We start from the raw sequence: 17,080 nt of genomic DNA, 5'->3' as shown, positions 1-17,080 counted from the left end.
CTAAAGACGGCCTGAATCTATAGAAGATATGATTTTTTGAGCCTGAGTATGTATGGCTTCTTTTTTATCAGGGGCCATTTTTTGCCAATTCATATAAGCATAGTGAAGTCGAGGATTATGTTTCAGCTTCTCTTCATTTTGTTTAAGAAAATTCCAATATAATGCATTAAATGGGCAGGCTTTTTCTCCTAATAATTCATTTGGATTATAGGAGCATGATTCACAAAAATTACTCATGCGTTGAATGTATTTTCCACTAGCAGCATAGGGTTTACTGGCCATCAAACCACCATCAGCATAAAGTGCCATGCCTAAAGTATTAGGGAGTTCTACCCACTCATAAGCATCAGCATACACTGCAAGATACCATTCACAGACTTGTTGTGGATTAATGCCAGCAAGTAATGCAAAATTACCGGTTATCATGAGTCGTTGGATATGATGCGAATAAGCCTCTACTGAAGTTTGACGAACTACTTCCTTAATACAGAACATGTTAGTATCTGCTCCCCAGAAAAATGCAGGCAAATCTCTTTTGGCTTGAAAGTGATTCATTTCTTTGTAAGCAGGCATAAAATGCCAATATATACCACGAACATATTCCCGCCATCCTAAAATCTGACGTATGAATCCTTCTACTGAATTAAGAGGTGCTTTTTGTTCCAGGTAAGCTTGTTCTGCCATATGACAGAGTTCTATGGGTAATAACAGTCCTGAATTAAGATAAAACGACAGTTTTGAATGATACAAATTTGTTTCATTGGTTAGCATTGCATCCTGGTAGTCACCAAAAGAGATAAGACAATGCTCTATAAAATAGTTTGCTTCCAATAAAGCATCAGCACGAGTCACTGCCAAGTCAAAGGGATGTAATTGACCAAAATGTTTTGAAAAATGTGTTGCAACCAAACTCAAAACTTCGGCAGTAATCTCATCTTCTGGATAATCCAAGCGTTTCGGAAATGAGGGAATGTGTTTTGCAGGATTACGATTTTGCGCATCATAATTCCAAGAGCCCCCGATTGGATTACTCTTGTCATTCATTAATATACGATATTTTTGACGCATCATCCGGTAAAAAAACTCCATGCGCAGTTGTTTTTTTCCTCTGGTCCAATCTATAAATTCATTGATAGTGCATAGAAAGCGATTGTCCTCGTAAATTGTTAATGGAACGGGTAACTTACTTTGCAAATCCTTAAACATTTGAAGAACGCGCCATTCCCCTGGCTCAGTAACACTTATTGCTGAGGGTTTTATCTCTTCAACGGCGCGAATCAGTTCTTTGGCCAGACTTTCTTGATTGTTTGGATCATCAAACTTTGTGTAACGGACATGATATCCTTTCACCTTAAGTGTTTGAGCAAAATGACGCATTGCGGAGAACAAAAATGCAATTTTTTTAGGATGATGACTTACGTAAGTTGCTTCTTCTGTAACTTCACACATCAATACAACATCATCATATCTATTGATTCCACTCAATGCAGACAACGTGTCACTCAATTGATCGCCTAAAATAAAGCAGAGTTTAGTCATAAATTGTTTTTTATTTGTGAGTTAAATTTTCATCTTAGGACGAACATGGCTTAAGCCTCCATCCACCGCAAGAACTTGCCCAGTTATCCAGCTGTTTTCTGGACTTAGTAAAAATATTATCGCCTGAGCAATATCTTCTGGTGTCCCAATACGTCCTAGAGGATGCATCGCTTTGGATGCATTATGAGCGAACTGATTATTTAATAAATGAGATGTCAATGGGCTATTGACCATGCCAGGCGCTACCACATTGACTCTTAAATTATTGGGGGCATACGTAGCAGCGGCTGCTTGAGCAAGACCTATAACTCCCGCTTTTGCTGCAGCAATTGCCTCATGATTTGCAAGGCCTACCAATGCTGCTGCTGATGAAATCAATACTACTGAGCCGCCTTTCTTCATCATCAAACCAGCAGCACGAATTGTGGCAAATGCTGAGGTTAACGAAGCATTAATACAGGATTGAAACTCTTCAAATGTTGTCGAGTGAGCACTTTTCAAGAGTAACGAGCCTGCGCAATTAACAACACCATCAATGCTGCCAACCTTGCGAAAAACGTCACTGACCGCATGAAAATCACTGGCATCAAGTAAAAAATCGGGATTAATTTTATGATTGTTCCTTGCGGTAGTGAATGCCGTGTCGCCGCGATTTATCAAAAAAGTGGTAACCGATTGCCCAATTGCACTGCTTGCCGCGATAACTAAATAACGAGCCATACTAATTCACAAAAACGATAATTAGATTTACTATGCTTGATGAAATTTAAAAGTTCAATATTTTTTGTTAGATTGAGAAACACTGTTAATTCATTTCAGAGTTAAAAGCAATTAGGAACAAATCACATTGACTTATAGGAAAAGGATAATCCAATGACACAAAAAAATAGCCTTGTTAAAATTTTAACCTATTTAGGCGCTATACCTTTTCTTGTCGCTGCATTGTGCTCCACTTTAGGACTTAACGAGCTTCCCTATCTTGGTCCTACCCAACCATTACTTTATTCTTATGCAACTCTTATTGCCAGTTTCATGGCAGGAACCCACTGGGGATATGTGATACGTTCGAATTCAACGTACAACTTAATTCTCTTTGCAAGTGTCATAACTGTCTTAATCCTTTGGATTTTGTGGAGCAGTGCTAGGACATTGGCTTATCCCCTGTTTTTAGTACCAATTTACTTACTACTTTGGGGCTTAGATTATTTGCTTCTAAAGCACAAATATGAGGATGGTTCCTATTTTAAGATGCGCACAAGAGTGACGGCTCTTGTCATAGTAAGCTTATTAATTATTTATTATAAATAATAAACACTCTTATATTTGATAAATTATTGTACTTATACGATAATTTGATATTAGGCTAAGTAATGCAGAGAGAAGTTATCTATAAGTAAATGATCTTTCCTAATTGAACATAAGCATCTGCGTTGCAAATCTCATTTGCTAATAAGCGGAGTGATGAAATGCTGGTAGAAATACTGTCACGTGCCCAATTTGGTTTTAGTATTGGGTTTCATATTTTATTTCCAACATTGAATTTAGGGTTGGCTGTATTCTTGGTCATCATGGAATTTTGCTGGCTAAGAACAAAAAATTCGGTTTATCTCGAAATATGTAAACTATGGACTAAGATTTTTGCACTTACCTTCGGAATGGGTGTTGTTTCAGGGATTGTGCTTGCCTATCAAATTGGAACAAATTTTGGTCCGTTTATCACCCAGTTCGGCAATGTTTTGGGTGCATTATTTGCCTATGAAACACTCACGGCCTTTTTTCTTGAAGCAGGTTTTTTGGGAGTAATGCTCTTTGGTTGGAATAGAGTGCCGCAGTTATTGCATTTTATTGCAACCTTACTCGTTGCCATCGGGACAACCATTTCTGCATTTTGGATTATGTCTGCAAATTCGTGGATGCAAACGCCTAGCGGGTATGAGGTAATTGCTGGGAAGTATGTAGTTGCCAGTTGGTGGGCTGTGGTGATGAACCCATCATTTATACCTCGGTTTATCCATATGATTTTGGCCTCTTATGTAACAACTTCCTTTGTCATCATGGGTGTTGCTTCTTATTATTTGCTGCGCAAAAAAGCAATCGATGCAGCAAAGAAAACGATGTCTTTTGCACTTTGGGCTGCTTTAATTCTTGTTCCTGTTCAAATTGGGGTTGGTGATGTTGTGGGGCTGATGGTTAAAGAGCATCAACCGCTTAAAACAGCAGCCATGGAGGGACTGTGGCATACTCAAAACGGTGCGCCCTTAGTATTATTTGCTTGGCCCTCTCAGGTGCAACAACAAAATAACTATGCTTTTGAGATTCCTAAACTTGCAAGTTTTATCAATACTCATGATTGGGATGGCAAAATGGTGGGTTTAGACTCAGTCACACCTGACCAACAACCCAGAGTTGCTCCAGTATTTTTCTCATTTAGAATTATGGTAGGCATCGGTTTTTTAATGTTCGCCACAGCTGTTGTTGGACTATTTCTTCGTTACAAAAACAAAGTGTATGAGGCAAAATGGTTTCATTATTGGTGTTTTGCACTGACACCGCTCGGTTTTATAGCCAGTATTTCTGGATGGCTTACAGCTGAAATTGGAAGGCAACCTTGGGTAGTATATGGGTTATTAAAAACTCATGATGCGGTCTCTGCAATCAGTGCTGAAGATGTGATTATCTCTTTTGTTCTGCTTATTCTTGCTTATGGAGTTGTTTTTGGGTTTTATCTCTATTATTTATTGAAGCTCATTCGTTTAGGTCCTGAAGTCATTGAACAAGAACAAGTCGAGCATCATGCATTTCAATACATGACTGATTTAAATGTGGAGAAAAAATAATGCTTCCACTCATATTTGCTGTATTACTTGCTTTTATTGTCATGATGTATGTCATCTTAGATGGTTTTGATTTAGGGATTGGAATTTTATTTCCATTTACAAGCAGTGAAAGTGAACGAGATAAGATGATGAATTCAATTGCTCCAGTATGGGATGGCAATGAAACCTGGCTTGTTTTTGGTGGGGCTATATTGTATGGAGGATTTCCTCAGGTTTATGGGGTTCTTTTGCCTGTTCTTTATATACCTATTATGTTTATGTTGATTGCCTTGATTTTTCGCGGTGTTAGCTTTGAGTTTCGTTTTAAAGCGGAAAAGTCGAAACCTGTATGGAATTGGTTATTCGCGATTGGTTCGATTGCAGCCGCATTTTTTCAAGGAATCATACTTGGATGTTTTGTTCAAGGGTTTTCAATGAATCCTCAGACGATGGCAATTACTCAGTCCAGTTGGTTGACTCCGTTTAGCTTATTTACTGGAATTGCTCTAGTAAGTGGTTATGGGCTTCTTGGTGCAACATGGATGATTATCAAAAGCAGGGACAAACTTCAGAGTAAAATGGTCCACTATGCCCGTGGCTTACTGATTGCTGTGAGTTTCTTTTTAGTCTTTGTCAGCATCTGGACCCCATTGCACAGTGCTGAAATCTTTAATCGTTGGTATCAATATCCAAATTTTTTATGGTTAAGTCCACTGCCTTTAATTACTGCATTGGCGATTTATCTTGCTTGGAGCAACTTATCTTTAAATTCAAATAATGAGCGCAAGCCCTTTATTTACAGCATTATCATTTTTTTGTGCTCTTATATCGGCATAGCGATTAGTGTGTATCCTTATTTGATTCCACATCAGATTACTATTTGGGAAGCGGCAGCCCCATCTTCGACACTTACATTTATATTAGTCGGCGTGGTTATTATGTTACCGATATTACTTGCCTACACCTTATATGCCTATTCTCTTTTTAGAGGTAAAACAGAGGAGCATTACCATTAGGCGATTTTCAACGCATTAGTAAAATGGCAGCTATAATTTAGCTAATACTGTTTCATGAGGAATAGAGTCATGGCAAATCAAACACGCGAAGGTTTAATTAATCAGGCTAAGCATGGTTCCAAAGCAATCGCTTTGATTTATTCACCAATCGAACTTCATGAATACATCGTTGAAATTATCGCTAAAGATTCTGATGAATTTATTCATAAGGGAAAGGAATTATGGCATTTCAACTCTATTGACGAGGCGATGTCTCGAGCAGCAGAATATGGAGCTGAGGAATTTTTTCTATGTGCTGATAATACGTACGATGAATGCGGCTCAGAAAGCGGACCACAATGTTTTGATTATATACCTCTTTATTCAAAAGCAAAGTACACCAAGAATAATTAATTATTCAGTAGGTGAGTGGTTTGGAATTAGAGAAGAATTAGGGATTAATGTGATGAAGTCTTTAGGATGTTTGATACACAGTTGGATTGTGAGCGAAAATAATTACAACCCTGATGAATCATTAAGCAATAAAATTGATTGGATTCGGGCGATTCCTTTCATTATGATTAACCTTAGCTGTCTTCTGGTTTTCTATGTGCATTTCAGTTGGATTGCCTTGAGTGTCGCAGTGATTCTTTATTTTTTTCGTTTGTTTACTATTGGTGCTTTTTATCATCGCTATTTTTCTCATAAGGCATTCAAAACCAATCGCTTTTGGCAATTCATTTTTGCTGCCGTTGCAGGAACGTCAGCCCAGCGCGGTCCTCTTTGGTGGGCAGCCCACCATAGGCAGCACCATATGGTGTCTGATACGCCAGAAGATGCTCATTCCCCAGTTCAACATGGGTTTTGGTGGAGTCATGTAGGTTGGTTTTTAACAAAAAAACATTACCACTATAACCCGGAACGAGTTAGGGATTTGGAGCAATATCCAGAACTCGTTTTTCTTGAACGCTATGACATTTTAATGCCAGCATTATTGTTTCTTGTTCTTTTCATAATTGGTTGGATACTCCAGACTTATAAACCGCAATGGAACACGGGTATTGGTGAGATGTTAGTCTGGGGTTTTAGCGTTTCCTTAGTGGCAGTGTTTAATACAACAGTTATTATTAATTCTTTATGCCACGTCTATGGTACAAGACGTTATATAACCTCGGACAGCAGTAAAAATAATCTGTTTTTTGCCCTCATTACACTTGGCGAAGGTTGGCATAATAACCACCATCATTATCCGGCATCAGCACGTCAGGGTTTTCGATGGTGGGAAATTGACATTACTTATTACCTAATCAAACTTTTAGAACTCATGGGTATTGTCTGGGATGTTAAACCGGTACCTAAATCTGTAGTAAAACAGAACTTGATGAAGAACTAGTTGCTGAAATTTTATGGAGAACTATGATGAAACATATAGGGCTTTTTTTCTTAACGATGATTTGTGTTTTTGTATTGGATATGATTTGGCTAGGTCTCATTGCCAAAACTATTTATGCAGAAAACATTGGTATGTTGTTGCGTAAGTCGGGTGAGGGCATGGCTCCTATTTGGTGGGCAGCAGCCGTTGTTTATGTGTGCATCACCTTAGGGATTGTTTATTTTGTTCTGCCTGGTGCACAGGGTGATTACCTGCAAGCACTTGCTGGAGGAGTAATCCTTGGATTTGTAACCTATGGAATCTATGATTTCACTAACTATTCAATCCTTGCGAACTGGCCTTGGAAGATAACATTAATCGATTTTATTTGGGGAATGGTCTTGTGTGGACTGAGTAGTTTATTTGCTGTCTTTATTCAGAACCGCTTTTTTTCTTAAACCAAGGAAAAAGCATTGACGTTTGCTTTTGATACTCAATGTATTTTTGTCCCCGTGATTGTATGGAGCTTCTTTCTGTCATGGGGCCTGTCATACGGGTAAAAATAACATAAAGCATCAAAGGGGAAAGTAAGCCTAGGTATCCCATGTTTGACTGTATCGCAAATAAAGCGAATCCTATCCAGCTTAACAAATCAAAAAAATAATTGGGATGTCGGGAATAATGCCATAGCCCTACGTTGCACACTTGACCTTTATATTGAGTCTTAAAACGTTGCAGTTGTAAATCCGCTAAAGTCTCCCCTATGATTCCTACTACAATAATGCAAAATGCAAGACTATCTATCAAGGTAATATGAGTTATTCCTGATTTGCTAATTAGGAAAAATACACTTGAAATGATTAGAATGAGCAGTCCTTGGAGTTGAAAATTAATAAAAAAACCAAGGGAAGGGCTTATTTTCCAATTGGCACTGAGTTCAATATAACGCTTGTCAACATGTCCTTTTCTGATTCGTGTGTACCATAGATAGAATGCAAGGCGTAAGGCCCATAGAATGAGAAGAGAGCTAATAATGAGAGTGCGAAAACTAAAAGGTGTAACGCTTAAATAAATTAACCCTGAAATCATTAATCCTAATGACCAAGAAACATCAACAACAGAAGGGTTTTTTAGAATACGATACAATCCCCACATAAAACTCATTTGTAAAAAAAGATAAATTACTACAATGCTGAAAGAGTACATTATTTATCATCCCTAATTTTTTGATAACAGTACACGCAAAACGGCAATAAAATAGACCAGATTACCCCGATAAAAAGACAGGTCGTATTGCTGCCATAAGGAAAAAAAGCAGCGCCTAAGCTTGCCCCAATGCGAAATGCCAAGGCAAAACCTACACATGACAAGAGCCCGAGTAAAAATAGGTGGTCAAAAAGCGCACTTAAGGTAGTATATAAAACAACCGTAAAACTTATCCATATTGTTATCATCCAAGGAGAAGTAAAATAGGGAGAAAAAGGGTTTGCTGAATAAATTACTATTCCTTTATAAACCAGAGTACTATCAATTAGAGTACTTACAGAGACGATTATCGCCAATAAAAGCCATAGTCCTTCTAGGGTTCTTCCCGTTTGATGTTGCCAGTACAATTGCAAAAGTACACAAGCAACTACGATAAGAGGACTTATCCATGCATATCCGCGAGCAGCAAGCGTGATGCATGCAAACCAAGCAACATAATAAGCAGTTGTATGAATGAGGTAATGTAGCGTATTCATCGTCTTTTTTGCCACAAGGCATGAATATCGCTAATGTAATTGGTCTGAAAACCTGCAGCACAATAACAAAAATAGAATTCCCACGTGCGAATAAACGACTCAGTAAATCCTTGTGCAAGAATTTCTTGTTTGTTTGCTACTAATTTTTTATGCCAATCATTCAGCGTAGTGACATAATGGTGGCCGATGTCCTCAAATGACAGCAATTGCAAAGTTGTTTGGTTGGCAATTGATTTACTGATTGAAAACACTGAGGGCAGGCATCCGCCAGGGAAAATATATTTCTTAATAAAATCAACCTCATCTTTTGCTGCTTCATAGGCCTTATCATTAATTACAATTGCTTGTAAGAAAAATAAGCCTTCAGGTTTTAGCAGCTTGTTGCATTGATTAAAAAAGGTATCAAAATATTTATGTCCAACAGCCTCAATCATCTCGATTGAAACGACTTTGTCATATTGACCGGAAAGGGTTCTGTAGTCTTCTTTTAATAACTCAATCTGATGATTTAAGCCCAACTGATTGATTTTTTCTTTGACATAAAGATACTGTTTTTCTGAAATTGTTGTCGTCGTGACCTTACATCCAAATTCTTTTGCAGCAAAACATGCAAATCCTCCCCATCCTGTACCTATTTCCAAAATATGATCACTGGGTTTTAGTTGCAATGCAGTACAAATGGACTGAATTTTTTTCTGCGAAGCCTCCTCCAAACTGATTCCAGATGGCTTATAAAGTGCACATGAATACATCATTGAAGGGTCAAGAATTATTTTAAAGAAATCATTTCCTAAATCATAATGGGCTAGAATATTCTCTTTAGCGCGACGAATCGAGTTAATTTTTAATTTATAGCTTATTGTTCTCATCAGACTAAACAAACGAGCGATGGGACTTTCAATATTATTAAAAAGGGAGTCATTTTTAATAATAAGCTCAATTAATTTTTGTAGGTCATCTGTATCCCAATCACCATCGATGTAACTTGATCCTGCACCAACAGAGCCTCCCATGAGAATGGCTTTATAGGCTTTGGGGTTATTTATGGTGATGCTAGCAATTGAATCATCTTTCTCTTTTTCATTACCAAATACATAGCTACTACTTGCGTCATTGACTTTGATGGCTCCGTAGGTGATGCCATTTAATAACTTGAAAAATACTTTTTTGGAAAGTGTTATGCTCAGAGTAGATAAATGATTATTTTGGTCCATTCGATGTCCTTTTATTGGAGCTTGGATGTGCATGAAAGGGAACACCCTTAATCCATAATTTTAGTGCTTGCCAATAAATCGCAGCTGCAACTTTGTAAGTGATTAAAGGATAGTGCCAAAATACTTTTTTAATGGAGTAATTATCTTGGGCCTTTAAAATTAATGTTGCATCAAAATCCCTCTTTCCTTCAATATGATTTTCCATATGCACCACTATTTTTTCTTTATTTAGTTTCAAATTGAGTTGATAAGAATAATTCATGGACATAAAGGGGGATACATGTAGTTCTTTTTGAAATTGATAACAATAGATTTCATTTTTAGGTTTGGCTGAATGTTTCAGTACATAATTATGCCGTTCACCCCAAGGTGTATTAGTGACCTCTAAAATTAAATAATCAAGATTTTGATTTGTCTCATCAAAGATAAAATAAATACTGATGGGGTTAAAGCAATACCCTAAACAGCTCAGTTGAGATAATAAATAGATTTTTCCTTTTGGGTAAGTTCCATACCGAATCATAACCAGTTGACGAGCATATTCATCAAGAGGGATAGTCGATGCATTGAGATAATTTTTTCGTTTAAATGAAAACCAATTAAAATGCTCAATGGAAACTTGTTTGATGTCTTTGAAGGTATTATTTATGTGAGCCAGATCAAAGTAGAACATAAATAACTTATATGAAAACTGATGCTGTTTTGGAAAAAAGCGGCGATGTCGTATATAACCTGTAAAAATGGGATGGTTCATCATCTAGGCTCCTAGCAGCTTACAGGTATTGAGCGCACTATTGACACCGTCTTCATGAAAGCCGTAACCCCAATAGCTTCCAACATAGAATGTATTATTCATCCCATTAATCAAATTAATTTGCTTTTGAGCTTTTAACGCAGATAAAGTCAAACAGGGATGTGCATAGCTGAATGATTGGATTATTTGATTTTCAGCAATTTCATTTTCAAGATTAACCGATACAAAAAAATCATCCTTAGAATGAACCGATTGCAATCGATTCATATAATAAGTAAGTGTAGGAGCTGCACTCTGGTTATCGAGGTAATTCCAACTTGCCCAAGTCCTTTTATTTTTTGGCATTACATTTTTATCTTTATGAAGAACTACTTCATTCTCAGTATATTTTATTGCTGACAAAATATTGATTTCCTCAGGAGTAGGTTTTTCGAGCATCGTTAATGCTTGATTGCTGTGAGTAGCGCATACAACCGCATCAAAGATATGTTCTTTAGAATTGACGATTAGCTTAATCTTATTAGGTTCTCGTATTATTCGTTCTACTTTTGAACTTAAGTAAACTTGATCTTTTAGCCGCTCAAGCATCGGTGTAATGTAGTTTTTTGAGCCTTGTTTAATGACATACCACATAGGTCGATTGAACAAATCAAGAAGTCCATGATTGTTATAAAATTGTAATATAAAGGAAGCAGAACAATTTAGGGTATCATTTTTATTTTTAGACCAAATAGCAGCCATCATTGGAATAAGATAACATTCTCTAAATTGTTCCGAGTACTTGTTTTCCATGATGAATTCATTAATAGTTATTTCGAGATCATTTGTCCGAGCCAAGAATTTTTTGGCGTCAGAATTAAACAGAATGATGTCTTTGACTAGGTGATAAAAGTTTAATTTAAGGAGGTTTCGACGATCTGAAAAAAGGGTGTTTAAATTATGGCCGCTGTACTCAAGTCCTCGAGTATCGCAGCGATAACTAAAACTCATTTCACTGGGTTGAATTGGTACATTTAACTCTTCAAGCAATTTACAAAAGTTGGGGTATGTTCTTTTGTTAAAAACGATGAAGCCGGTATCAATCGAGTATACAGTTTCTTTAGTTTCGACAGATAGGGTATGTGTATGACCACCAAGATAATCGTTGGCTTCAAATAAGGAAACATCATGGTTTTTGCTTAAAACATAGCAACTCGTTAAACCAGATATCCCTGAGCCAATTACTGCAATCTTTTTCTTCAAAAATAATTCCCTCTTATCAGTTTGATTGTTAATTTATTCAAAGGTAGTCACTTGGTAAAGTTTATCATCTCAACTGTTGCAGGTTTTGCGACGTGATTCAATAACATCAAGTAACCGATGTAGATTGTTTCGTGAACTAATCCTCTTTTCTTTGGTCTTTTATTTTTCATTATGCTCCAATATAAAAGAAATCATCATCAATTATTTAAGCTTTACTATTAAAAATCATAGTCTGTAGTTGAAATCGGTCAGCCACTCGCAGCAATGGCGCACTCAGTTTGCATTTTTATGAGCTTAAGCTTGCTTTCTTGGTATCGATCGGGATTCTTATCGACTAGAGTAATATGTCCAACCTTGCGCTTAGGATGAGATTTTTTACCATAATCATGATAATGGACACCCGGTATCTCAAGGCAAGATTGGATGGGGAACATCTTGCCAAGACAGTTGACTAAAAAGCAATTGCTCATAAGCTCGGTAAGACCTAAGGGTAGAGAAAAAATCGCACGTAAATGATTTTCAAACTGACTGGTTATTGCCCCTTCGATGGTTAGATGCCCAGAATTATGTACTCTTGGAGCAATTTCATTGACTATCAGTTCGCCATCATGGTGAAAAAATTCGATGGTTATGACGCCGACATAGTCCAAAGAGTCCATAATCTTTCTTGCAATGCTTTGGGCTTTTTGTTGCAATAAATTATTATCTAACGGGGCTTCGGACCAATGAAGGATGCCATGATGATGTTGATTTCTAATGAGAGGATAAAATTGAATCTCATCATACTGATTTCTCACCGCAATAAGCGATAGCTCCTCTTCAAAAGGAACAAACTGCTCCAAAATCAAATCTCCAGACTGCATCAATTCCCATGCTGTTGCTATGTCAGACAATTCATGAAGAACATATTGTCCTTTGCCATCGTAGCCTAATCGTCTTGTTTTCAAAATGGCAGAGCTATTCCAACTTCTAAAGGCATCCTGCAGTTCCTCTTGTGTTTCAATTGCAGTAAAACCAGCTGTTTTTATTTTTAATGAGTTTAAAAAGGATTTTTCCAAAAAGCGATCTTGAGTTATTTGCAGCGCTTTAGTAGTGGGATAAAATGGAACTTTTTGGGCAATGAATTCGGCGCAAGCCAAGGGTATGTTTTCCGTTTCAAAAGTGATGCAATCGACTTCATTACAAAACGCAGTAAGTGCTTCCTCATCAGAGAATGATGCTGAAACCAGACGAGTTAAATGACGCACACAGGGATTGGGAGCGGGTGAAAAGCACATAGTACGAATTCCTAACGAGTGCGCAGCCAAAACCAGCATTTTTGCGAGTTGCCCACCACCTAAAATACCTAATTTCATAATGACTCCAATTGGGGTTTACTGTTGTCAAGAACCTTTTGGGTTTGTTGCGATCTGTATTGCTCTAGGCGTTCACAAATCTCCGTATTATTGTTGGCAAGGATTGCGGCTGCTATGAGTGCTGCATTAATTGCGCCTGCTTTGCCGACTGCTAAAGTACCAACGGGTACGCCTGCTGGCATTTGGACTATGGAAAGTAGTGAGTCCAGGCCATCAAGTAAGGAAGAAGGGATTGGGACACCAAAAACAGGAAGTCTGGTCATTGCTGCCATCATTCCAGGAAGATGTGCTGCACCTCCAGCACCAGCAATAATAATCTGTATTCCGCGTTCTGCTGCGGTTTGTGCATAGTCATAGAGTTTGTTAGGAGTCCGATGCGCTGATACAATTTCTGCTTCAAAAGAAATCTTTAAGCTCTTTAATGTTTTTGCGCTCTCACAAAGTATCGGCCAATCACTTTGAGAGCCCATAACGATGCCAACCAAGGGTTTTTGCATTTCAATATACTCCTAACTGGGTTACTTTTTTTAAGGGTTACAATAATCACAATATTGTGGCTCAGCCGCTTCTAAACCGTCTTTTCTTGGGTGAGTCTCCTGATAATTACATTGGATGCAGCCCCAAACTTCTTGCTGGTATAAGGAGGTCGGGGATGAGCAGTCATTGCAAGGAAGACTGCCTGAGGTTTTTTTAAACCCAAAACCAGGAGTGAAGCAGTCGGGGCAACAACATTGAATTCGATGAGCTAGCTTTTCGGCGAGAACAGAAATCGCCTGCATTCTGGTTGGATTCATCATAGCTCTCATATCTGTTGCGATAAAAAGCTCTTTTTCATGTTGAAAACCATGCGCTAGAGCAGCATGCAGTGCCTCGAAGTCTCTAACTCCTTTTGCAATCACCCTTTTATCGCTATTAGTTTGCAGGGTGAGGGCATGCTCGGGAAAGCCTGCTTTTTCTAAAAAATCGTCAAGCTCTGTTTGTGGGGTTATCGTCATCATGCGGTAATTTGTTTTGGGTGTAGTATACTGCTCCGCAATCACCCAATTGTTTTTGCGATCTAAAAACACCATGATTTCATGGTCACTGGGAATAAAAGGAAATGCAGGATGAGGGCCAAAACTTCCTTCACTGGCAATTGCTAAATCATAACCGTATAACTCTGCACCACGCCTTGCTTTTAAAATGCAGGTATCATAAGGGCTTAATGTTCTTGCAATCTCACCAGTAAAGGTCCCAAATTGATCGGTGTCAAAATCGTGCACCTCCAGTGTGCACGAGAGTTTATCAAAAAATACATCAGCAATTGCTTTTTCTTTCTCATGTTTTGAAGCAAGCAAAACTGATTGATTTTGATAATGCATGATTAAGCTCCAGTGATTGAGTGAAAATAGTCCATTCGCGCCACATCAACATCAGAAACAAACATTACACCAGAGTTCTCTTGAAATAAAGTTTTCATTCCTAAAGCTAGGGTTGCTATCACTTCCTCTGGAGCTACGGCAAGAAACATAATCAGTGAAGCCCTGTCGTTGAATAATATTTTTCCTTCATGAAATCCGTTATGGCCTTTACCTGAAATGTTTCTGAATAAAGTAAATCCGGTGACTTTCGCTTCCTCCATCATCGAGCTGATGAGCTGCTCATGCTCGCCTGAAACTATGATTTCTATTTTTTTCATCGGATGTAAATTAATACCAATATCTTTTCGTTCTTGAACTTTAATGACACTCATTTTTTTTCTCCTCGCTATTATTTTACCAAACTCCACTCACCAGATTGGTTGAGTTGATAAACACCTTGATTTCTCGGATCAATAACTATCAAATGTACCCATTGATTAAAAAATAATGTTTTTAAGATGGAGTGTTTTTCAATCACTTGAGAAACCATCTCTTTTGGGGCATAAACAACTGTCAATAAACGCTGGGGTTGATGGTACGCTTCTTCATCAGAGCTCATCACCGATTGCAGAGGAAGCCCATGCATGAGATCGCTTCCATTACCTTGCATCACCCCAATAGTTCCAACCACATTGTGTGTCACCTTGCTTCCACTTCCAAAAGCAACATTATCTAACGTAGAAAACAAATACTGAGTGTTTATCCATTCAGCCACCACCATGGGCGCGGTCAAAATCGTCTCGAGTAATGCCCCGTCAATATCTTGGTCAAAGCGATATGAATGTAAGAAACAACGACCATCAAGGGCAATGTTTTTTGTCAGATATCGAGGTGCTACAATAAAGGCAGCATTTCGTGCCAAGCCCCATTCAGGTCGTGTTTCAGACCAGTCCAAGCTTCTTCGTGTGATGTCTTTATGAGGAATGCAACTCTGCAATTTGATTCCTCGCTCTTGGTTGGTTATAAGCTTTGCCTCTTTTAAATCGTTTTGAAGTTGACTTAGAAGCTCAGGATAAATAGGTTTTACCCCATCTTGTGTATACAGTTCGACAGAGTCCGTAGTTGTATTATGCAATGCTCCATAAAACACCGTATCCAAGGGAATGTGCATGCCACAGTCTTCTAAGCCTCGTCGAACTTCATGTTTATTAAGAATGGATGCTAATAGTCGCGCGTTTATACCACCATGATTTCCACCGCAAGCACCGCAATCCAGAGCCGAAGCATACGGATTATTTTCGGTAGTACTCCCATGCCCACAAAGAATAATGAGTTTCGCAAAACCTGAAGTCAGCCCCATTAGACGCAATACCGTTTCAGCATAACTAATCTGTTCCTGCAACGATAAACCCTGCTCTGTATCTGTTTCACTTAACTCATAAGCCACTTTGGTTGGTATAGGAGGTTTCAACCAACCCTTGATGGTGGATACTGAATGCTTACTTAATTCCGGTGATAAGGATTTTAACGCCATATTCAAACCACACCAAAGCCCTAAAGACTCCACCAGGGCAAAAGGTGTGGACACATTATGTTTGAGTTGTGTATAAAGGCTTTTGCAGCTATTAATGAACGCCTTTCCTCGCTGATAACGTTCAAAATCGTCTTTATTTGCAGCAGCCGGCATTTCTTTAACGGCATATTTCGGTTTTAATAAGACCGGACAACACTCTTTATTTTTATTGGTATCAAATTCATCAATACGCACAGGAAGCCCAAAAAAACCGGCAAAACCGAAGGTTTCATAATGTCCTAAAGACTCGATGGCGCGACGAAAAGGTTCTGAGCGCACATCGATACAAAAAACCAACTGAGCACTTCTACGCGGAGTAAGAACTTCTCCTTTTTTTACCTCTGGCAGAAGCATACTTAATAGCTTTTCCCGATAGGAGTCCTCATTGCTTTTTAATTGCGACAATACTTTCTTAACCGTCGAGCCATCGTCGACGCTTTTTTCTTCTTTCGCCGCATCAGGCCAGAGTAGACACGTCAGCACTAAGCGAACCGCAATAAAATCGGTGAGGGTGACTTTCGGCTCCCCTGTTTTCTTTGAGTTCTGCCAATCCGTCTTCCACTTCACAAAACCGGCCCATCCGGGTAAATAGGAAAGTGTCTTTGAAAGAAATGCCTCTTCTTGTCCTTCTGGAATATGAAGTCTTAAAAGGCAGGTTTTAATTGCATCTTCCGCAGACTCTGGTAATTGCTGCAAAAAATCCTTTGCCTCTTTTTTATTATGATGCAATTGCTTGTCAAAATAAGCTAATTTTAAGAATCCAAAATAAAAGCCATTCTCGCGATGAGGCATGTCAATACTGCCTTGGCCAGCATCAAAAAAGCCACAGCACCATTTAATCATTTGCAGATTAACCTCTTCCAATTCCCGACTGCGCTCAAATCTTCGGCGCCTAAAACCACCTTGAGCCAGTGCCTCTTCAAATGTCTGTGCTTCAAACCCTTGCAATGGATTACACGCAATAAAGGTTTCAAGTGGCCAAACAGGAGCAATGCACTTTGCAGCGTTGTGTACTAAAGCATGTAGTTCAAGGCCTTTGCTTTTTCCAGGATGATAGGTCATGCCTGCTTTTTTAATTCCTGTCTTTGCCATATCTTGTTTCGATAATACTTTAGCATTAGTCATAAATACTCCTTAA

At 38.4% G+C, this 17,080-nt stretch carries 18 protein-coding genes; 6 read left to right on the top strand and 12 right to left on the bottom strand.

Annotated elements, in window-relative coordinates:
• Positions 1–1,539 (bottom strand): cryptochrome/photolyase family protein, encoded by a 1,539-nt coding sequence (locus Lani_RS19390; protein ID WP_019233928.1) that lies wholly within the window; start codon positions 1,537–1,539, stop codon positions 1–3.
• Between the two features lie 21 nt (positions 1,540–1,560).
• A complete protein-coding gene (locus Lani_RS19385; RefSeq protein ID WP_019233929.1) occupies positions 1,561–2,259 on the bottom strand; it encodes an SDR family oxidoreductase in 699 nt (232 codons plus the stop codon).
• 153 nt (positions 2,260–2,412) lie between these two features.
• Between Lani_RS19385 and Lani_RS19380 the strand changes: the two genes are divergently transcribed.
• The 6 genes from Lani_RS19380 to Lani_RS19355 all read left to right on the top strand — a co-directional run bounded on the left by Lani_RS19380 (position 2,413) and on the right by Lani_RS19355 (position 7,180).
• The gene (locus Lani_RS19380; protein WP_019233930.1) at positions 2,413–2,847 is read left to right on the top strand and encodes a DUF3429 domain-containing protein; all 435 of its coding nucleotides are present in this window, start codon (positions 2,413–2,415) and stop codon (positions 2,845–2,847) included.
• Positions 2,848–3,005: 158 nt separating this feature from the next.
• Positions 3,006–4,376, top strand: a complete 1,371-nt coding sequence (locus Lani_RS19375; protein ID WP_019233931.1) for a cytochrome ubiquinol oxidase subunit I — start codon at positions 3,006–3,008, stop codon at positions 4,374–4,376.
• On the top strand, positions 4,376–5,371 hold the full coding sequence (cydB, locus tag Lani_RS19370) for a cytochrome d ubiquinol oxidase subunit II (RefSeq protein ID WP_019233932.1): 996 nt from the start codon (positions 4,376–4,378) through the stop codon (positions 5,369–5,371). Before Lani_RS19375 ends, cydB begins: the two co-directional genes overlap by 1 nt.
• A gap of 69 nt (positions 5,372–5,440) precedes the next feature.
• A complete protein-coding gene (locus Lani_RS19365) occupies positions 5,441–5,764 on the top strand; it encodes a hypothetical protein (RefSeq protein ID WP_019233933.1) in 324 nt (107 codons plus the stop codon).
• A 52-nt stretch (positions 5,765–5,816) separates the two neighbouring features.
• On the top strand, positions 5,817–6,743 hold the full coding sequence (locus Lani_RS19360) for an acyl-CoA desaturase (RefSeq protein ID WP_019233934.1): 927 nt from the start codon (positions 5,817–5,819) through the stop codon (positions 6,741–6,743).
• Between the two features lie 23 nt (positions 6,744–6,766).
• Entirely contained in the window at positions 6,767–7,180 is a 414-nt protein-coding gene (locus Lani_RS19355; protein WP_223499538.1) for a DUF2177 family protein, read from the top strand.
• On the opposite strand, the gene Lani_RS19350 is transcribed toward Lani_RS19355, so the two are convergent.
• From Lani_RS19350 to Lani_RS19305, 10 genes are all read right to left on the bottom strand, one after another.
• Positions 7,155–7,928: a DUF1295 domain-containing protein gene (locus Lani_RS19350; RefSeq protein WP_019233936.1), complete on the bottom strand. Its 774-nt coding sequence runs from the start codon at positions 7,926–7,928 to the stop codon at positions 7,155–7,157. The two genes, Lani_RS19355 and Lani_RS19350, sit on opposite strands and share 26 nt — an antisense overlap.
• Positions 7,928–8,464 (bottom strand): DUF2878 domain-containing protein, encoded by a 537-nt coding sequence (locus tag Lani_RS19345; protein ID WP_019233937.1) that lies wholly within the window; start codon positions 8,462–8,464, stop codon positions 7,928–7,930. Before Lani_RS19345 ends, Lani_RS19350 begins: the two co-directional genes overlap by 1 nt.
• The gene (locus Lani_RS19340; RefSeq protein WP_019233938.1) at positions 8,461–9,678 is read right to left on the bottom strand and encodes an SAM-dependent methyltransferase; all 1,218 of its coding nucleotides are present in this window, start codon (positions 9,676–9,678) and stop codon (positions 8,461–8,463) included. The genes Lani_RS19345 and Lani_RS19340 overlap by 4 nt, the downstream gene beginning before the upstream one ends.
• Entirely contained in the window at positions 9,665–10,435 is a 771-nt protein-coding gene (locus Lani_RS19335) for a DUF1365 domain-containing protein (protein ID WP_019233939.1), read from the bottom strand. The genes Lani_RS19340 and Lani_RS19335 overlap by 14 nt, the downstream gene beginning before the upstream one ends.
• Positions 10,436–11,674 carry an NAD(P)/FAD-dependent oxidoreductase gene (locus tag Lani_RS19330; RefSeq protein WP_019233940.1) on the bottom strand — a complete coding sequence of 413 codons (1,239 nt, stop codon included), beginning with the start codon at positions 11,672–11,674 and terminating at the stop codon, positions 10,436–10,438.
• 248 nt (positions 11,675–11,922) lie between these two features.
• The gene (locus Lani_RS19325; RefSeq protein ID WP_019233942.1) at positions 11,923–13,029 is read right to left on the bottom strand and encodes a 5-(carboxyamino)imidazole ribonucleotide synthase; all 1,107 of its coding nucleotides are present in this window, start codon (positions 13,027–13,029) and stop codon (positions 11,923–11,925) included.
• Positions 13,026–13,526: a 5-(carboxyamino)imidazole ribonucleotide mutase gene (gene purE, locus Lani_RS19320; protein ID WP_019233943.1), complete on the bottom strand. Its 501-nt coding sequence runs from the start codon at positions 13,524–13,526 to the stop codon at positions 13,026–13,028. The genes Lani_RS19325 and purE overlap by 4 nt, the downstream gene beginning before the upstream one ends.
• A 30-nt stretch (positions 13,527–13,556) precedes the next feature.
• A complete protein-coding gene (locus Lani_RS19315) occupies positions 13,557–14,390 on the bottom strand; it encodes a DUF6671 family protein (protein WP_019233944.1) in 834 nt (277 codons plus the stop codon).
• 2 nt (positions 14,391–14,392) lie between these two features.
• Positions 14,393–14,761, bottom strand: a complete 369-nt coding sequence (locus tag Lani_RS19310; RefSeq protein WP_019233945.1) for a P-II family nitrogen regulator — start codon at positions 14,759–14,761, stop codon at positions 14,393–14,395.
• Positions 14,762–14,778: 17 nt separating this feature from the next.
• Positions 14,779–17,067: a DUF2309 domain-containing protein gene (locus Lani_RS19305; RefSeq protein WP_019233946.1), complete on the bottom strand. Its 2,289-nt coding sequence runs from the start codon at positions 17,065–17,067 to the stop codon at positions 14,779–14,781.
• Positions 17,068–17,080 lie beyond the last annotated feature (13 nt).

It is taken from the genome of Legionella anisa (assembly GCF_001467525.1).
Classification (GTDB): Bacteria; Pseudomonadota; Gammaproteobacteria; order Legionellales; family Legionellaceae; genus Legionella; species Legionella anisa.
Note: the sequence above shows the minus strand (reverse complement) of the source record. Positions and strands in the feature narration are given on the sequence as shown.